Origin of the sequence: Pedobacter endophyticus, assembly GCF_015679185.1 — a bacterium.
Taxonomy (GTDB): domain Bacteria; phylum Bacteroidota; class Bacteroidia; order Sphingobacteriales; family Sphingobacteriaceae; genus Pedobacter; species Pedobacter endophyticus.
On sequence record NZ_CP064939.1, the window covers coordinates 1,851,212 to 1,866,947 of the forward strand.

Here is a 15,736-nt window from a genome sequence, read left to right on the forward strand (position 1 = left end):
CAATGGCGATAAACATTATAAATGATTTAAAATTCTTTTTTTCTACCGGAAGAAAAGCGTTTAATCTATTTCAAAAAAATGATCCATTGCGTTTGGCGGGGGCCACTGCATTTTTTACCAATTTTGCACTCCCTCCTATCCTGGTAATATTGATCAGGCTTTTTGGCATGTTTACCGATCGTAAGCTATTGGTCATCCATATTTTTGAGCGGCTGGCAAACATTCTCGATCAGGATAGCATCCAACAAATCCGCTCTACGCTGCGGAACATCAGGGGGATTGACCAGGCCTGGTACATTACGTTGTTTAGTTTTATTTTTTTCTTGTTTGTAGCAACCACGTTGTTTAATGTAATTAAAAATTCGTTGGAGCAAATCTGGAACATTGGCCACAAACAGAAAAAGGGCCTTATGGCAACGCTAAAATCAAGGGCGATATCGGTAACCATTATCCTCTTGGCAGGAATACTGTTTCTTATTGGCTTGCTTGCCGATAGTTTTCAGGCGGTAATAGGTTCGTACCTTAAAACAACGTCTCCATCGTTTGAACTCGTACTTACCTCAATACTTAATCAATTGGTTTTTGTAGTTATTGTTACCATTTGGTTTACCATATTGTTTCGCTTTTTAACCAATGGGAGGCCAACATGGAAAGCGGCCTTTTCTGGCGGGCTTTTAACAGGCTGCTTATTTACGGCTGGCAAGTACATCCTCCGGATTTTGCTGCCACTAAGCAACATCAGCAATATTTACGGCTCAGCAGGCTCAATCATTGTGATTATGCTTTTCGTATTTTACTCTTCGCTCATATTTTATTTTGGCGCTTCGTTTATAAAGGCTTTGAGTGTAGAAAGGTCAACACCAATCGTTCCTAAAAATGGATCGTTTGCCTACGAGCTTACGGAGGTAGATTTAAGCGAAGATCATTAAGGCAGAAACCAAAATATTAATTCGCATTGACGCTATTTTAACTAGAAAAGGCGGTAGCCCAACCCGATAGTAAACAAACTTAATCTTGTTGGTGGGTAGCCAGAGTTATTGATCTTCGAAATTCCCAGCACATAACGGGCGTCGAAACTTAGCTTGTTAACATCAAGCCCTGCGCCAAACTGCCAGGAAAGTGCCTGATTTTTAAAATCGGCGTTGAAAACGTTTCCTGCTGCTTCACCGAAGCTCTGATGTTCATCTAAAATAAGTGAAAACATCGGTCCGGTATTCAACCGAAGGCCAACTCCGGCGGCGCCAAATTTCGTGCCCACCAATAGCGGCACATCTAAACTTGTAAAACGCACTTTGTTTACCTGACCAGTTTCGTCACTAACTAAATCTGCTTGTTTGCCCGAAATATACAGCTCTGGCTGGAAGAATATGCCTGCTGCACCTAACCTTGCCCAAACCCCCGCGTAATAGCCTGCGCGGTTATCACTGCTAAAGGTATGGTCGCTATCAAATCGAGACAGGTTTGCCCCTGCTTTGATTCCAAATTGAAACGAAGGTAAAACCTGCGCTTGCGCAAAGTATCCAACAAATAAAAAAGCGGCGGTTAGTGTTAACAGTTTCATAAAAATAGGGATGATTGAGTTTAACTAGCTTGTAGCGTTGTTGATCGCCTCTTGTTCTTTCAAGGCATCAATATTGTTTTTGTCGCCAAAGCTTTGTGTTTTGTCTGCAAAATATTGTAGAATGTTCGAGATCGTTTCAAGGTTATCAGCCACACGTTGGTGTATCTCAGGTAAATCTTGCTCTAATCGCTTTTCGTTCAGTTCAATGTTATCCACTTCAATCTTCCCGATCTTTTGGATAAGGGCCTGTTGCGAGTTCTGTACGTCTTCTAGTTCACGTACAATCTTCTCCATTAATTCAAATTTTTGTAAGGTTTTCATACTTATTGTTTTAATTTATAATAATACAAATAATAAACGTCGATAGCGAAAATTTGTTTGACATTGCCCGGCTTTTAAACTAAAAATTTGGAATTAACCAAAACAACTAATAACTTAGTTAAAAATATACAGCTATGAAAAACATCCTCTTCATTTTTCTATTTTCGATTATTTACCTCGGCGGTTATACTCAGGAAAGTCCTTCTATCGACAAGGAAAAACTTTTCGATCTGTATCAAACCCAACGCTATGCAGAGGCTGGCGATTACCTAAAAGGTGCTTATGGCGATGAAACAAGCGACTTAAAAGCACTTACGCAAATTGGTTACTGCTTTTTAATGGCCGGAAATAACGTTGAAGCGGAAAAGTTTTACGCAAAGGCTTATGCACTGCAGCCACAAAGCCTGCCAATTTTGTTTAGCCTGGCCAACATAAGCACCAAACGTGGAAACTCGGCAAAAGCCAAACTGTTTTATGGGGAAATAGCAAAAATCGATAGCAATAATTTTAACGTTTTTAAACTCCTGGCCAATTTGTACACTCAAGATTCGGTTAAGCTGGTCTATTTATTAAAAGCAAATCAAATTAACCCGAAAGAAGGTGACGTGGCCTCCGATTTGGCAGAAGTTTATTCTACCTACCAGGATTATGAAACAGCCTATCGTGTTTTAGATGTAGCCATACAGGCAGACAGCGAAAATTTGGTTCTGCAACGGGCTAAATTACCTATTGCCAATCAATTGAAAAAGTACAGCGAGGTTATCGCATCCGGCGAACGATTATTAAAAGACGAAACTGACGCAGCAGTGGTTAAAGATGTTGCCAAAGCTTATTATTTTACCAAGCAATATCAAAAAGCGATAAATTTGTTTAAAGTACTGGAAAGCCTGGCGATGCAAAACGAAGCGACATTATATTACACGGCCTTAAGCTACCGTGGGCTGAACAATTTGACGCAATCGGCCATTTATACAAAAAAGACGATAGATGAAGCCGTTTCGCCAAATATATCAAGCTACTATGTGCTTTTGGGACTGGTTTATCAAGAAAATAAACAAGCCAAACTTGCCGCAGGTGCATTTAAAAAAGGGCTTCAATTTGCGCCTAATCCGACGTTGTATTACCGCCTTGCCATTCTTTACGATACGAAGCTCAATCAGCAGAAAACTGCACTTACTTATTATAAGCTATTTATGAAAAGCAAGCCCAAGGCTAAAGATGAGAAAGAGGAAATAGCGTACACGGAGGCCAGGATTGCTCAGCTGCAATCGAAATAAAATAAGTTTAGTGTTCTAATTTGAAGCGGGAGAGTTGTAACTCCCGTTATTGCGATTACTAAACCAAGCTTTCGAAAACCGGCTTTACGTTGTCCCAAAACTCATCCAGTGCAATTATTCTGGGCTTGAAAAATGAAATGAGATCTGGCCAATGTTGCTGATTGAAGACACTAACATTCGCGTGTTCCATCGAAATCTGGCTTATCGTTTTGCCATAATCGTCGGTAACATCTTTAAACCAGTCCCATTCTTCGTTCAGCGTATCAGAAAGCATGGATTTGAAAACTTCAAACTGTTCAAAAATCAAGTGGCGAATGCCGTCGTCGTTATGCGTAAGCTGAATGGCAATCACGGCTTTTTTATTGGTTACATCCATCTTAAAAAATATGTTTTTCACGCCCGTTCTGTAATTTACCCAATGCACGGTAGAGCCACTGGCTGATGGAACCGGTTTCATGTACTGGCCGAAAGTAATCCAAAATTGTTGTTTAAGCTTCGCTGCTTCTTCCCTACTGTACATATTTTTTTACTGGAGCTGAATTGCCGCAAAATTAGGGAATAACAAATTGTTTTGGGGTGTAAATCGTGAAGAAACTGATTGAATTAGGCGGCGAATTTTAGCTGTTAATGTTATAAACAACGTTATTTTTAAAAAAATCGCCATTTCGACCGCAGTGCTCCGTAGGAGCTCCTTCGGAGGAGAAATCTTTGAACCACAAATAGAGATTTAGCTATGCTGAGCACTTCGTGGTTCTCGGCTGCCTGCCCGTCCGGTCAGGCGGGCGCTCAATGTCATTTAGTTGAGCCTGCTCGGTGTCAAAGACCTTTTTTATTGGATAAAACCATTAACATCCGCCCTTCGACTCCGCTCAGGGTGACAATGTTCAATAATTTTACCCTTAACTAAACGACATTAGTCGGGCGCTCGAATCCAACAGCTATCAGATAACAGGTGTTACTATTTATCATCGGCATAAACCTCCGCCAGTTGTTTGGTTAAAGAACTAAATGCTATCGGAATTTCGACTGCCGGGTTTTTCGTGCTTGCCTCGATGAAAATGAACCCCTTATAATTGATCTTTTTTAGTGCGTACAAATAGGGTTTAAAGTCATCGCCCATTACACCGGGCAACGTGCGTTTTTCTACTTCGGCCAGTTCAGATAAAACCACCAGATTCCCTGCATCAACAATGTCGCTAGGTGGTTCTTGTTGTCGCATCATGTGAAAAATATCGGCATTTAACTTTAAACCGGGATGATTAATCGCTTTAACAATGGCAGCGGCTTCCTTTAACGAAGTAATGAAATTTGTTTCGGTCCGTTCAAGATTTTCGAGCACAATGGTAACCTTGTGCTTTGCTGCTATTTGTGCCAGTTTTTTCCCCAATAAAACAAAATCTGCGCTCGCTTTTTCGCGATCGTAACCAGCGGGGATATTTCTGGAGCCGCCACTCCCCAGCACAATCATTTTAACTCCGGCTTTCTGCGCCCTCGAAAGCACCGTTTCGGCATAACGCAATGCCCTGGCTTCATCTACATCGGGCCCGGCAATTTTTATGTCGGCAGGGAAGAAAAGATTGCAGGTAATCACCTTACATTTTGCGTTCTTTATTGCTTGCAGATGTTGTTTAAAAGCGTCGTCGGTTACATCTGGCGCAAGTATTCTCCTTACCGATTCGCCAATCATCCCGAAACCGCTGGCATAAGCAATGCTATCCTGGCCCAAACCTGCAACGATGCCTAAACGCGGCACTGTTTTTTGGTCTGCCGTGAAACTAAATGTGACCAACACAGCAAGGAGCAAAACTGGATAGTATTTTTTCATTCGATTTTATTTAGGATATCACTTAATTACGCCCACCGCCAGCCAAAAGCAATTTAGCAAATTTGATGTATTTGTTAGCTCTTAAAACTTGGTCTCGAAATGATAAACTCCTGAACCAATGGCTTGTCTTTGCGCCGTGTTAGGAAGCACCACCGCAGCAGTTGTATTGGCAGGAATAGTGACATCGAGCTTGAAAACCCCATTTGCAATAGTCCACGAAGATTTAACCGTTCCATAAACGGTTTCTAACTCGCCACTTGCACTGGTCAACTTGCCGCCGGGCTTAGGTGCAATAAGAATTTCCTTGTAGCCGGGCTGTGCAGCAATTGGATTAATGCCAGCAATATTTTTGTACATCCAATCGCCAATGGCGCCATAAGCGTAATGATTAAAGGAGTTCATATCGGGGGTTTGAAATGTTCCGTCTTGTTTAATTCCGTCCCAACGCTCCCAAATTGTAGTTGCGCCCATTTTTACGGGATACAACCACGATGGATAACTTTCTTGCATGAGCAGATCGTAAGCTACATTGCCGTGGTTAAACCTGCTTAGTACATGGCATAAATACGGCGTACCTAAAAAGCCCGTGGTGAGGTGGGTTCCGTAGCTTCGAACATTATCAACCAGTCGTTGCGCCGCCTGTTGGCGAAGGTTTTCTGGCAACATATCAAATTGCAGTGCTAAAACATACGCGGTTTGTGTATTGGAAACGAGTTTGCCGTTGGGCGTTAAATACTCGGCAACGTACGCCGATTTTATTTTTTGCAGTAACGATTCGTATTTGGCCGCGTCATCGGATTTACCAAGCACTTTAGCCGCATTAATCAGCAGTTGTGTGGAGTGCGCATAAAAAGTTTGCGCAATCATATATTTATCGGTTACTGCCGCACGGCCGTCGTTATCATCGTTAGGGCGGTAAAAAAGCCAATCTCCGAAGTGGTTACCGCTATTCCACAGGTTGCCTTTGGCCACTGATGAAACGTAATCTACCCAACTTTTCATGCTCAGATACTGACTTTCCAGCATTCCCTTATCTGCATAAGAAACGTACATATCCCATGGAATAATCGTCGCTACATCGGCCCAGCCCGCCGATCCCGAATCGCCGCTATTGAGCACGTTCGGTACCACGTAAGGCACGCTTCCATTTGATAACTGATCGGCGCTTACATCTTTCATCCATTTAGTAAAGAAAGCCGAAACATCCATGTTATAAGCCGCCGTAGTGGCAAATGCCTGCGCATCACCCGTCCAACCCAAGCGCTCATCTCTTTGAGGACAATCAGTAGGTACATCGACAAAGTTTCCTTTTTGGCCCCATTGAATGTTGTGCTGCAGCTGGTTTAATAAAGGGTTTGAGGTGGTAAACTTTCCTGTCTGCTGCATAGCCGAATATACTGCTACTGCGGTTAAATCATCTAATTTAAGCTCGCCCGGATAGCCGTTTACCTTAATGTATCTGAAACCCTGAAAACTGAAATGAGGCTGAAAAACCTGCCCGGCACCTCCTTTTAAAATATAGGTATTGGTTTGTTTGGCGCTTCGCAGATTTGTGGTGTAAAAATTACCGGCCTTATCTAATACTTCGGCATGTTGAACGGTAATGGTTGTTCCTGCCGGCCCTTTTGCCTTTAATTGTACCCAGCCGACCATGTTTTGGCCAAAATCGACTACTGTTTCTCCTGCGGGAGTTTTAAAAATCTTAAGGGCCTTTAGTTCTTCGTGCTTTGTTACCGGAGGACCACTCATTCCCACCAATTTCTCGGGTCCGTTGGGCAATATGCCAACTGCTTTCCAATCTGCAGATGCGCTGTAGCCAGGGGTATCCCATCCGGGTAATTCCTTACGGGCATCGTAAGTATCGCCATCATAGATGTTCGACGCCGTGGTGGGCCCGTAGTTGTACTTCCAGGAATCGTCGCTATTGATGATTTCTTTTGTTCCGTCGCTATAAACTACCTCAAGCTGAAAAAGCAACGCTCTTGTATCGCCATAAAAGTGCTTTTGGTTCGCGAAGCCAATTCTACCTTTAAACCAACCGTCGCCAAGTGCAACGCCGACAACGTTTCCTCCGATTTTTAAAGATGCAGTTAAATCGTATACCTGATATTGGATGTGGTTTTTGTAACTCGTCCATCCGGGCATAAAGTAATGATCGCTAATTCTTTGCCCATTGATCGATGCTTCATACAGTCCCTTTGCGGTGATGTACGCTGTTGCTGACCTTACTTTCTTGTTTAAATCGAATGTTTTTCTAAATATCGGGCTGGCCAACGATGAGTCTTTTCCTGCAACACTGATCCATTTTGCTTTCCAATCTTCGGCTTTTAACCCGGTTTGAAATTTTTGCACGGGCGACCATGACGATGTGTTGCCGTGATTGTCGGTTACCTTTACCTGCCAAAAGTATTGTGTTTTTGATGAGAGTGCGGGCCCGTTATATTCTACCAGTACCGACTGGCTGTTGGTCACTTTGGGGTTCCAGATTATTTTTTTATCTGCCGTTAACAGCTTGATTTCATATCTGGCCTGTGTTGTGTTTTTGATCGCGGAAATGAGTTTCCAGCTAAAACGCGGATGTGGATTATCAACGCTAAAAGGATTTACCAGATGCTCAACAGTTAAATCCTTCAACGCAATTTTTTGTGCAAAAACGGCTGACGCGGCACTAATTATAAATATGGTGAACAGGATTTTTTTGGATAGCAGGCTGAACTTTTTCATAAATGGTTAGGGTTAATTTTGATTTAACAATGCTATAATCAGCATTATTATTTTTCTAACCATCCTGCACTGTCATGAAAAATTAAGCGTTAAAATAACGGTAATAATCAGTACCGAAGGCCATTTATGGGCTTGTTTTTACAAGGAATTCTAAATGAGATGTAAAGCTTTATATCGATCGATCATCAGCTGAGCATACGATTCTCTATACTCACTGGAAAGAAACGACTGGGCAATCTGCTGCTTTGCATGTTCGTGAAAGGCCCCAAATTTTTGGAAAACTTTTTGTATTTGTTTGTCGTTCAGGCCCAAATTAGCACCGAAACGAAGAAAGTGTTGTAACTCCAGCTTTTTTCTTTTGCCTTCTAATGTTAGCGCAAGCTCGTCCTTATCATCTGGATTGGCAATAGTAACATTCAATAGATCGTAGGCGGGTGCCAAACGCCAATTTCCATCAGTAAGAAGCATGGAAAAATTCTTGAGGTGCATATCATTGTTTCCGGTAACAAAACTGAAGACTGCCAGTTCGAAGTAATATAGTTTATCGAACATCGGGAGGCTTGAATATTGCCCAACAGCTTTGCCAACCTTTTCCATTGAACTTTTATACTTATCAAAGGCGTCCAGAATCTGGTACATGTCGATCATATGAAGTTTTTTTCCTTTTTCTGTACGATCAAACCTTTTTGTTATAAACGATAGCTCACCAGACTTGAGGCGAATAAGGCTGGACTGCGCAGTTTTTATTCCGAAAGAATCCGCCATCTTCATAGTTAAATGCTCATTCTCTGGCAGTTGAGGGAAATATTGAGAAGGCGGTTTAAATATATAATTGCCACCAAGTGCGCCAACTACGGTTAGTCTGCCATTTTTGCTATCCTCTAAAGTATTGTTGACCAAAGACAAAGAGATTTTAGGTTGAACACCTGGAACCGCAATACTTCGATTAATTACATTCCTTGCCAACTCATCCATTTGTTCGAGACGATAGGAGAAATCAGGTTGTTGTTTGGTTCCAAAAAAGGCCAAACTGCACTGCTCATGATACTCTCCGCTGCGCTCTCTTGATAGATCCTTAAAGCAATACAAACATTTTTTATTCATCGCTTTTAACCATTGGTCGAATACTTACAGCTCCAATACAATCTTGGCAACAAGCTAAAAGAAGCCCCATTCTATCCTGTTGACGAATTTTCAAGGTTTCGGAGGCAATATCCAAGAGCCAGCCTTCGGGGATGAGACCTTCGAAGAAAGGAAATAACCTTTTTGCTACAAATTTCTCTGCTTGTACAGGCATTGAAAATGTAATGAACATTTTCGGATAATCGTTTACATAATTGGTTTCATATTTAAATGTGTACTCACCGTCGTCGGTTTCTGTAAGTATGCCCGCGAGTAATTCCTGATAGTAAACCTCTGCCTGTCTCATATCTCGCTTCCATCAGAACGGCTGTCTGCTTTAACCGGAGCCAAAACATATCCAAACATTTCTAGCACCTGATTAACACTAGTTAAGTTTAGATTTTTTTTTCCCTGCTCAATTTTACGTATTACAGTAAGGGCCACTCCTGCCCTGTCAGCAAACATTTCTTGCGTCAATCCTTCTTCTTTTCGCTTATTTTTTAAAAATTGTGCCAGGCTTTCCATTATACGCATTTACATCTATGTCACTCAAATTTAATAAATTATATGTAAAAAGATATAAAATTCGAATTTTTCCGTAAATTATATGTAAAGGAATATAACTAATAAATGATTAATCAGGCCCATCAGTTATTTTCCCATCAACCGGGCAACATACTTACCTATAATATCGAATTCGAGGTTTACAGTATCACCCACCTGTACTTCTTGCAAATTGGTATGTTCGAAGGTGTATGGAATAATGAAAACAGAGAACTCATCATCGGCAGAATTAACAACGGTTAAGCTTATTCCATTTACGCAGGCCGAACCTTTTTCGACAGTTACGTTACCTTTTGAAGCATCATATTTAAAACGAAACTCCCAGCTTCCGTCAATTTCCTCACGTTTAATACAGGTTGCCGTCTGGTCTACATGTCCTTGTACAATATGTCCATCTAAACGGGCATTCATTTGCATGCAACGTTCGAGGTTTACTTTGCTACCTACTTTTACACTTTTCAAATTCGTTTTATTCAGCGTTTCGTCGATAGCCGTTACCGTATGCGAATCATCGTTTAACGCTACAACTGTGAGGCAAACGCCGTTATGCGCCACGCTTTGGTCGATTTTTAGCTCGTGGCTAATGGCCGAAGAAATGGTGAAGTGGATGTTGGTATGATCGTTTTTTATGGCTGTTACTTCGCCAAGTGTTTCTATAATTCCAGTGAACATATTTTAGTATCAGGTAGTAATGAGTATTGAGTATTGAGTATCAAGACATTCCAAATCGCCTTATTTATTCTGCATTCAACTTTGCATAGCAAACTTCGGACTTTCGGCTTTTATTCGACTAACAGGTTCTGCTTCTGACTTTGGACTACAGACTTCGGACTCCGGACTTTCCGACTTTCGGACTCCTTCAATTCTTCAATCGATTCCTTCTCCAATCAGAAGATTGTTTTTTTGTTTCCGAAGGATTATCAACCCTTTTATTAGCCAAACTAAAAAGATTTGCACCAATAATTGCCGCAATTAATGCTTCATCTTCATGCTGCGTAGCTAAATTTTCGGGTTTGAAATACTTGTTTACAAAATGCGTGTCGAACTTGCCTGTTTTAAAAGCCTCGTGTTTCATCACAAAGCTACCAAAAGCCAGTGTAGTTTCTATCCCGGTAATCTCATATTCTTCAATAGCCCGTATCATCCTTTGGATGGCTTCATCGCGATCTTTACCGTGGGTAATCAGCTTTGCAATCATCGGATCGTAATAAATCGGAATTTCCATTCCTTGCTCAAAGCCGTCGTCTATTCGGACGCCATTGCCTTTTGGCGTTTTATAAGTCCGGAGCGTACCGATATCTGGCAAGAAATTGTTCTTCGGATCCTCGGCATAAACCCGCAATTCTACGGCATGTCCATTAATTGTTAAGTCTTCTTGCGAGAAGCTCAGCTTTTCTCCGGCTGCTATTTTAATTTGTTCTTTAACCAGGTCGACGCCGGTAATTAGTTCGGTAACCGGATGCTCCACCTGTAATCGCGTGTTCATTTCAAGGAAGAAAAAGTCGAGGTTTTCATCCAGAATAAATTCAACGGTGCCTGCGCCGGTGTAATTTACAGATCGGGCAACGTCGACCGCACATTTCCCCATAGCCGCCCTGATTTCTGGGCTAAGTACCGAAGAGGGTGCTTCTTCAACCACTTTTTGATGCCTGCGTTGCACCGAACATTCACGCTCAAACAGATGAACGATGTTTCCATGCGCATCGCCTAAAACCTGAATTTCAATGTGGCGTGGCGAGGTAACATAACGCTCGATAAATACCGATCCATCGCCAAAGGCCGAAGTGGCCTCACTTACGGCAAGCTGCATCTGCTCTTCAAAGTCTTCTGATCGCTCTACAATCCGCATGCCTTTTCCACCACCACCCGCAGCGGCTTTGATTAAGATGGGAAAGCCGACCTCAATGGCGGTCTGTTTGGCTTCGTTTACATCCTTAATAGCCTCTTCAGTGCCGGGAACCATCGGAATGTTATATTTGAGTGCGGCGGCCTTTGCCGATAGCTTGTTACCCATAATCTCCATCGCTTGTGGCGAAGGTCCAATTAAGATCAATCCGGCATCGGCAACCATTTGGGCAAAGCTGGCATTTTCTGATAAAAACCCGTAACCAGGATGAATAGCCTCTGCGCCTGTTTTTTTGCAGGCTTCGATCATTTTTTCGCCAACCAGATAGCTCTGATTGGATGGGGCAGGGCCTATAAAAATGGCCTCATCTGCATAGCGAACATGCAATGCGTTCCGATCGGCTTCTGAAAATACAGCAACGGTTGCTATACCCATTTCCCTGGCCGACCGCATGATGCGGAGTGCAATTTCGCCTCTGTTGGCAATCAGGATTTTGGAGATTTGGGTTTGGTATTTGGAGTTTTCTAACATTTGGTTTTAAGATGTCTTAAGTTGTCGATTCTGGATTAAAGATTTGTATCCTAAATGATATCTTTACTGTTAACAATTGCTTTATAATATATACATGAACTATCGTCACCCTGATCCCATATTTATCGGATTTATTTCAGGGTCTTTATAGCAAGAAAGATGCGCCTGTCTCATAAAGTTAAATCCTATATAAATGTGTACGAATATACTTAAATCAATCAATAAAGAGGTGTTGGGCTGTACGGAGGATTAGCCAGCGCACAGCAGGAAGCCTTTCGACTCCGCTCAAGGTGACAACCGACTCCGCTCAAGGTGACAACCACTCCGCTTAAGGTAACAACCACTCCGCTCAAGGTACCAACCACTCCGCTCAAGGTGACAACCACTCCGCTCAAGGTGACAACCACTCCGCTCAAGGTGACAACCGACTCCGCTCAAGGTAATAACCACTCCGCTCAAGGTAACAACCACTCCGCTCAAGGTGACAACCGACTCCGCTCAAGGTGACAACCGACTCCGTCCAAGGTGACAACCACTCCGCTCAAGGTAACAACCACTCCGCTCAAGGTGACAACCACTCCGCTCAAGGTGACAACCGACTCCGCTCAAGGTGACAACCGACTCCGTCCAAGGTGACAACCACTCCGCTCAAGGTAACAACCACTCCGCTCAAGGTGACAACCACTCCGCTCAAGGTGACAACCGACTCCGCTCAAGGTAACAACCACTCCGCTCAAGGTAACAACCGGCCAGGCATTTTATGATTGAAGCAACTAGACTTCGGACTAAAGACTAACGACTTCGGACTCTCTTTTACTACAAATGTAATATGATTTCAATCGCTCTATCAATCATTGCAGGCGTTAAATCTAAATGGGTAACCAGGCGAATTGTACTTGCGCTGGTTGCATTACACAATAATCCCTTGTCATTTAAACGATCAACAGTTTGTGCCGCCGTTCCCGGCGCTACCTCAAATACCACAATGTTGGTTTCAACAGGCATGATGGATTTCACGTAACTTGTTCGTGCCAGCGCAATTGCCAGTGCTTTTGCATGATCGTGATCTTCTTTTAGGCGATCGACATGGTGGTCTAAAGCATAAATACCGGCCGCTGCCAAAAAGCCCGCTTGCCTCATACCGCCGCCAAAGGCTTTTCTGATTTTACGTGCCTTATGAATGGTGGCCTTTGTGCCGAGCAATACCGAACCTACTGGCGCACCCAATCCCTTGGATAAACAAACTGAAATTCCATCAAAATATTTCCCATAATCGTGCGCATTATCGCCAGTTGCAACCAAAGCATTAAAAACCCGGGCACCATCTAAATGCAGCTTTAAGCCCTTTATATTACATAGATGATGAATCGGCGCAATTTGCGACAGCGTATAACAGGCACCACCACCCTTATTAACGGTATTTTCGAGTACCACCAGGCTCGAGTTAGGATAATGGATATTGTCTTCATTAATTTCAGGTTCGATGAGTTCGGGTGTCAATATGCCTCGCTCGCCATGTAGCAGCCTCACCGATGCGGCAGAATGGAAAGCGATACCGCCAATTTCATACCGATAAACATGTGCCGTTTGATCGCAAATTACCTCGTCCATCGGCTGCGTAAAACACTTAATCGCGATCTGGTTCGTCATAGTTCCGGATGGACAAAACAAACCGGCCTCCATATTAAAGGTATGGGCCAATTTTGTTTCCAGTGCATGCACGGTTTCGTCTTCGCCAAAAACATCATCGCCGACTTTTGCGCTCATCATTGCATCGAGCATCCCGGCAGTGGGCCGGGTTACTGTGTCGCTTCTGAAGTCTAAAATTTCTTTATTCATTACTATTTGCTTGTAAAATATTTTTTACCATTTACAAAAAGACCAATGCCTTTTCGGGTATAATTTTAAGGTTTTTAGTCAATTAAGCCCGTTATATAGTGTATTTTTTACACACTTAAATTCACATAACAATAAATTGTTAAAAAATTATTAAAAAAAAGGATACAAAATATAAGAGTTTTTATACTTTTATCGTGCTAAAACCAAAAATAAATAAAATGATAGTAATTGCAGACGGTGGATCGACCAAAACAAATTGGTGTCTGATTAACGAGGCCGGCAGAAAAATTTACTTTAACACCGAGGGTTACAATCCATATTTTTCGAAAGGAGAATACATTGTAAAGTCCTTAAATGAAACTCTTCCAGACCACTTGGAGAGAGAAAAACTTACAGGAGTTTATTACTACGGTGCCGGATGCTCTACGCCAGGGAATGTGAAGATTGTGGCGGATGCCATGAAACAAATCTTTATCAATGCCGAAGTGTTTGTTGGTCATGATTTACTTGCCTCTTGCAGAGCGCTTCTTGGAAACGAGCCAGGATTTGCAGCTATTTTAGGTACAGGAACCAATTCATGCTTATACGATGGCACGGAAATTACCATGAACATCGATTCTTTAGGTTACTTTTTGGGTGATGAAGGAAGCGGATCGTTTATTGGAAAACGTATTTTGAGCGACTACATGAAAGGTTACATGCCGAAAGGCTTACGTGAAGCCTTTTACGATAACTATGCCTTAACAAACGAAGATATTTTCGATAATATTTACAACAAACCTTTACCAAACCGTTTCTGCGCCAGCTTTAGTAAATTCCTTTACGATTTTAAAGACAATTACGAAGATTATGCATTCAGCACCATCGATTATGCCTTTACCGCATTTTTTGAAGCCCTGGTAATTCATTATCCAAACTATAAAGATCATAAATTAAACTGTGTAGGTTCTGTAGGTTACAGTTTCCGCGACATTTTAAGCATTGTTGCCGATCGTTACGAAATGGGCGTTGGCAAAATTATCCGCTCGCCAATAGATGATTTAGTGCATTATCACCTGGAGTTGGCGCCGAAAGGGTAGTTTTTAGAAAGCAGAGAGCTAAAAGCTTAAAGTCCGGAGTCTTTAGTCCGAAGTCTTTAGTCCGATTTCCGAAGATAAAAGCTGAAAGTCCGAAAGTCCGGGGTCCGAAGATTAAACGCAAAGATTAAACGCAAAGATCAAAGCAAAAAGACTAAAATTTGAAGTGAAAAGCGAACGCTTAAAGCAAACTCATAGAAAAAACCCTGATTTGAAATTTCAAATCAGGGTTTTTCATTTATAACACTATGCAATTCGGCTTTCTTCTCTGCATCCAGACTTCGGACCTCCGACATCGGACTTTCCGACTTTAAATTAAAAAGAAATCTCCTTACCGAAAAGCTTGGCGTATTTTCGTTTATCAAATCGGTATAATGTGGCTGCACGATAGGAAACTCCCTTTTGTTTTTCATCGAGCTCTTTAAGCACGCCGAAACTAACAATCTTCTTTCTAAAGTTTCGTTTATCGAGCTTTTTGCCCAAAACCAGTTCATAAACGTGTTGCAACTGCGTTAACGTAAATTTTTCTGGTAAAAGTTCGAAAGCAATGGGTTGGTGTTTAATCCGACGCTTTATCTTTTCGAGCCCTTTATCGTAAATTTTCTGGTGGTCAAATGCGAGTTTCGGCAAATCGGTAATTGGCAACCAGTTTGCACGTTTCGCATAGGTACTAATCGGGCGAAGTTCCTTATCGCCACCTAAACGGATCAATGCATAATAAGCAAGCGTAATTACCCTTCCCTGCGGGTGCCGGTTCGGGTCGCCAAAAGCATAGTATTGTTCCATATATATACCCCGTAAACCAGTAAGTTCATATAAAATCCGGGAAGCTGATTGATCAAGACTTTCATCAGGGCCAACAATGTTACCGGGCAGTGCCCACCAATCTTTAAATGGCTCTTCATTTCTTTCAATTAAAAGGATTTTCAGCTCCTTTCCATCAAATCCAAACAAAACACAATCTATCGAGAATACTGAATCTAAATGAGGTAAAATTTGTTCCAAAGTAAAATTTGATTATTTTAAGCAGATAAAGGTATGACTTTCAAT

General features: G+C 42.0%; 15 protein-coding genes. 3 read left to right on the top strand and 12 right to left on the bottom strand.

The genetic code is table 11. From position 1 onward, the window contains the following. Nucleotides 1-2 precede the first annotated feature (2 nt). A complete protein-coding gene (locus IZT61_RS07390) occupies nucleotides 3-929 on the top strand; it encodes a YihY/virulence factor BrkB family protein (RefSeq protein ID WP_196100527.1) in 927 nt (308 codons plus the stop codon). 41 nt (nucleotides 930-970) lie between these two features. On the opposite strand, the gene IZT61_RS07395 is transcribed toward IZT61_RS07390, so the two are convergent. Continuing rightward, the gene (locus IZT61_RS07395; RefSeq protein WP_196100528.1) at nucleotides 971-1,561 is read right to left on the bottom strand and encodes a porin family protein; all 591 of its coding nucleotides are present in this window, start codon (nucleotides 1,559-1,561) and stop codon (nucleotides 971-973) included. Nucleotides 1,562-1,585: 24 nt separating this feature from the next. After that, complete coding sequence (locus IZT61_RS07400; protein ID WP_196100529.1) at nucleotides 1,586-1,882, bottom strand: hypothetical protein; 297 nt, start codon at nucleotides 1,880-1,882, stop codon at nucleotides 1,586-1,588. A 134-nt stretch (nucleotides 1,883-2,016) separates the two neighbouring features. On the opposite strand from IZT61_RS07400, the gene IZT61_RS07405 reads away from it, so the two are divergent. Further along, nucleotides 2,017-3,159, top strand: a complete 1,143-nt coding sequence (locus IZT61_RS07405) for a tetratricopeptide repeat protein (protein ID WP_196100530.1) — start codon at nucleotides 2,017-2,019, stop codon at nucleotides 3,157-3,159. 58 nt (nucleotides 3,160-3,217) lie between these two features. Here IZT61_RS07405 and IZT61_RS07410 read toward each other — a convergent pair whose 3' ends face one another. From IZT61_RS07410 to IZT61_RS07450, 9 genes are all read right to left on the bottom strand, one after another. Next, entirely contained in the window at nucleotides 3,218-3,679 is a 462-nt protein-coding gene (locus tag IZT61_RS07410) for a DUF4268 domain-containing protein (RefSeq protein WP_196100531.1), read from the bottom strand. A 438-nt stretch (nucleotides 3,680-4,117) separates the two neighbouring features. Beyond that, the gene (locus IZT61_RS07415) at nucleotides 4,118-4,984 is read right to left on the bottom strand and encodes a sugar phosphate isomerase/epimerase family protein (RefSeq protein WP_196100532.1); all 867 of its coding nucleotides are present in this window, start codon (nucleotides 4,982-4,984) and stop codon (nucleotides 4,118-4,120) included. 81 nt (nucleotides 4,985-5,065) lie between these two features. Beyond that, nucleotides 5,066-7,708: a glycoside hydrolase family 78 protein gene (locus tag IZT61_RS07420; protein ID WP_196100533.1), complete on the bottom strand. Its 2,643-nt coding sequence runs from the start codon at nucleotides 7,706-7,708 to the stop codon at nucleotides 5,066-5,068. A 150-nt stretch (nucleotides 7,709-7,858) separates the two neighbouring features. After that, on the bottom strand, nucleotides 7,859-8,812 hold the full coding sequence (locus IZT61_RS07425; protein ID WP_196100534.1) for a HipA domain-containing protein: 954 nt from the start codon (nucleotides 8,810-8,812) through the stop codon (nucleotides 7,859-7,861). Further along, nucleotides 8,805-9,137, bottom strand: a complete 333-nt coding sequence (locus IZT61_RS07430; protein ID WP_196100535.1) for a HipA N-terminal domain-containing protein — start codon at nucleotides 9,135-9,137, stop codon at nucleotides 8,805-8,807. The genes IZT61_RS07425 and IZT61_RS07430 overlap by 8 nt, the downstream gene beginning before the upstream one ends. Next, nucleotides 9,134-9,355, bottom strand: a complete 222-nt coding sequence (locus IZT61_RS07435) for a type II toxin-antitoxin system Y4mF family antitoxin (RefSeq protein WP_196100536.1) — start codon at nucleotides 9,353-9,355, stop codon at nucleotides 9,134-9,136. The genes IZT61_RS07430 and IZT61_RS07435 overlap by 4 nt, the downstream gene beginning before the upstream one ends. A gap of 126 nt (nucleotides 9,356-9,481) precedes the next feature. Continuing rightward, nucleotides 9,482-10,066: a riboflavin synthase gene (locus tag IZT61_RS07440; protein WP_196100537.1), complete on the bottom strand. Its 585-nt coding sequence runs from the start codon at nucleotides 10,064-10,066 to the stop codon at nucleotides 9,482-9,484. A gap of 187 nt (nucleotides 10,067-10,253) precedes the next feature. Continuing rightward, nucleotides 10,254-11,771 (bottom strand): acetyl-CoA carboxylase biotin carboxylase subunit, encoded by a 1,518-nt coding sequence (gene accC / locus IZT61_RS07445; protein WP_196100538.1) that lies wholly within the window; start codon nucleotides 11,769-11,771, stop codon nucleotides 10,254-10,256. 816 nt (nucleotides 11,772-12,587) lie between these two features. Continuing rightward, entirely contained in the window at nucleotides 12,588-13,610 is a 1,023-nt protein-coding gene (locus tag IZT61_RS07450; RefSeq protein WP_196100539.1) for a threonine aldolase family protein, read from the bottom strand. A gap of 218 nt (nucleotides 13,611-13,828) precedes the next feature. Here IZT61_RS07450 and IZT61_RS07455 point away from each other — a divergent pair, with 218 nt between their 5' ends. Continuing rightward, nucleotides 13,829-14,689 carry an N-acetylglucosamine kinase gene (locus IZT61_RS07455; RefSeq protein ID WP_196100540.1) on the top strand — a complete coding sequence of 287 codons (861 nt, stop codon included), beginning with the start codon at nucleotides 13,829-13,831 and terminating at the stop codon, nucleotides 14,687-14,689. Nucleotides 14,690-15,001: 312 nt separating this feature from the next. Here the strand turns inward: IZT61_RS07455 and IZT61_RS07460 are convergent, their stop codons facing one another. Beyond that, nucleotides 15,002-15,691 (bottom strand): NUDIX hydrolase, encoded by a 690-nt coding sequence (locus IZT61_RS07460; RefSeq protein ID WP_090982558.1) that lies wholly within the window; start codon nucleotides 15,689-15,691, stop codon nucleotides 15,002-15,004. Nucleotides 15,692-15,736 lie beyond the last annotated feature (45 nt).

Excerpts from the sequence above, each read along its gene's own strand:
- IZT61_RS07390 (WP_196100527.1), top strand. The coding sequence starts at position 3 with ATGGCGATAAACATTATAAATGATTTAAAATTCTTTTTTTCTACCGGA.
- IZT61_RS07395 (WP_196100528.1), bottom strand. The coding sequence starts at position 1,561 with ATGAAACTGTTAACACTAACCGCCGCTTTTTTATTTGTTGGATACTTT.
- IZT61_RS07400 (WP_196100529.1), bottom strand. The coding sequence starts at position 1,882 with ATGAAAACCTTACAAAAATTTGAATTAATGGAGAAGATTGTACGTGAA.
- IZT61_RS07405 (WP_196100530.1), top strand. The coding sequence starts at position 2,017 with ATGAAAAACATCCTCTTCATTTTTCTATTTTCGATTATTTACCTCGGC.
- IZT61_RS07410 (WP_196100531.1), bottom strand. The coding sequence starts at position 3,679 with ATGTACAGTAGGGAAGAAGCAGCGAAGCTTAAACAACAATTTTGGATT.
- IZT61_RS07415 (WP_196100532.1), bottom strand. The coding sequence starts at position 4,984 with ATGAAAAAATACTATCCAGTTTTGCTCCTTGCTGTGTTGGTCACATTT.
- IZT61_RS07420 (WP_196100533.1), bottom strand. The coding sequence starts at position 7,708 with ATGAAAAAGTTCAGCCTGCTATCCAAAAAAATCCTGTTCACCATATTT.
- IZT61_RS07425 (WP_196100534.1), bottom strand. The coding sequence starts at position 8,812 with ATGAATAAAAAATGTTTGTATTGCTTTAAGGATCTATCAAGAGAGCGC.
- IZT61_RS07430 (WP_196100535.1), bottom strand. The coding sequence starts at position 9,137 with ATGAGACAGGCAGAGGTTTACTATCAGGAATTACTCGCGGGCATACTT.
- IZT61_RS07435 (WP_196100536.1), bottom strand. The coding sequence starts at position 9,355 with ATGGAAAGCCTGGCACAATTTTTAAAAAATAAGCGAAAAGAAGAAGGA.
- IZT61_RS07440 (WP_196100537.1), bottom strand. The coding sequence starts at position 10,066 with ATGTTCACTGGAATTATAGAAACACTTGGCGAAGTAACAGCCATAAAA.
- accC (WP_196100538.1), bottom strand. The coding sequence starts at position 11,771 with ATGTTAGAAAACTCCAAATACCAAACCCAAATCTCCAAAATCCTGATT.
- IZT61_RS07450 (WP_196100539.1), bottom strand. The coding sequence starts at position 13,610 with ATGAATAAAGAAATTTTAGACTTCAGAAGCGACACAGTAACCCGGCCC.
- IZT61_RS07455 (WP_196100540.1), top strand. The coding sequence starts at position 13,829 with ATGATAGTAATTGCAGACGGTGGATCGACCAAAACAAATTGGTGTCTG.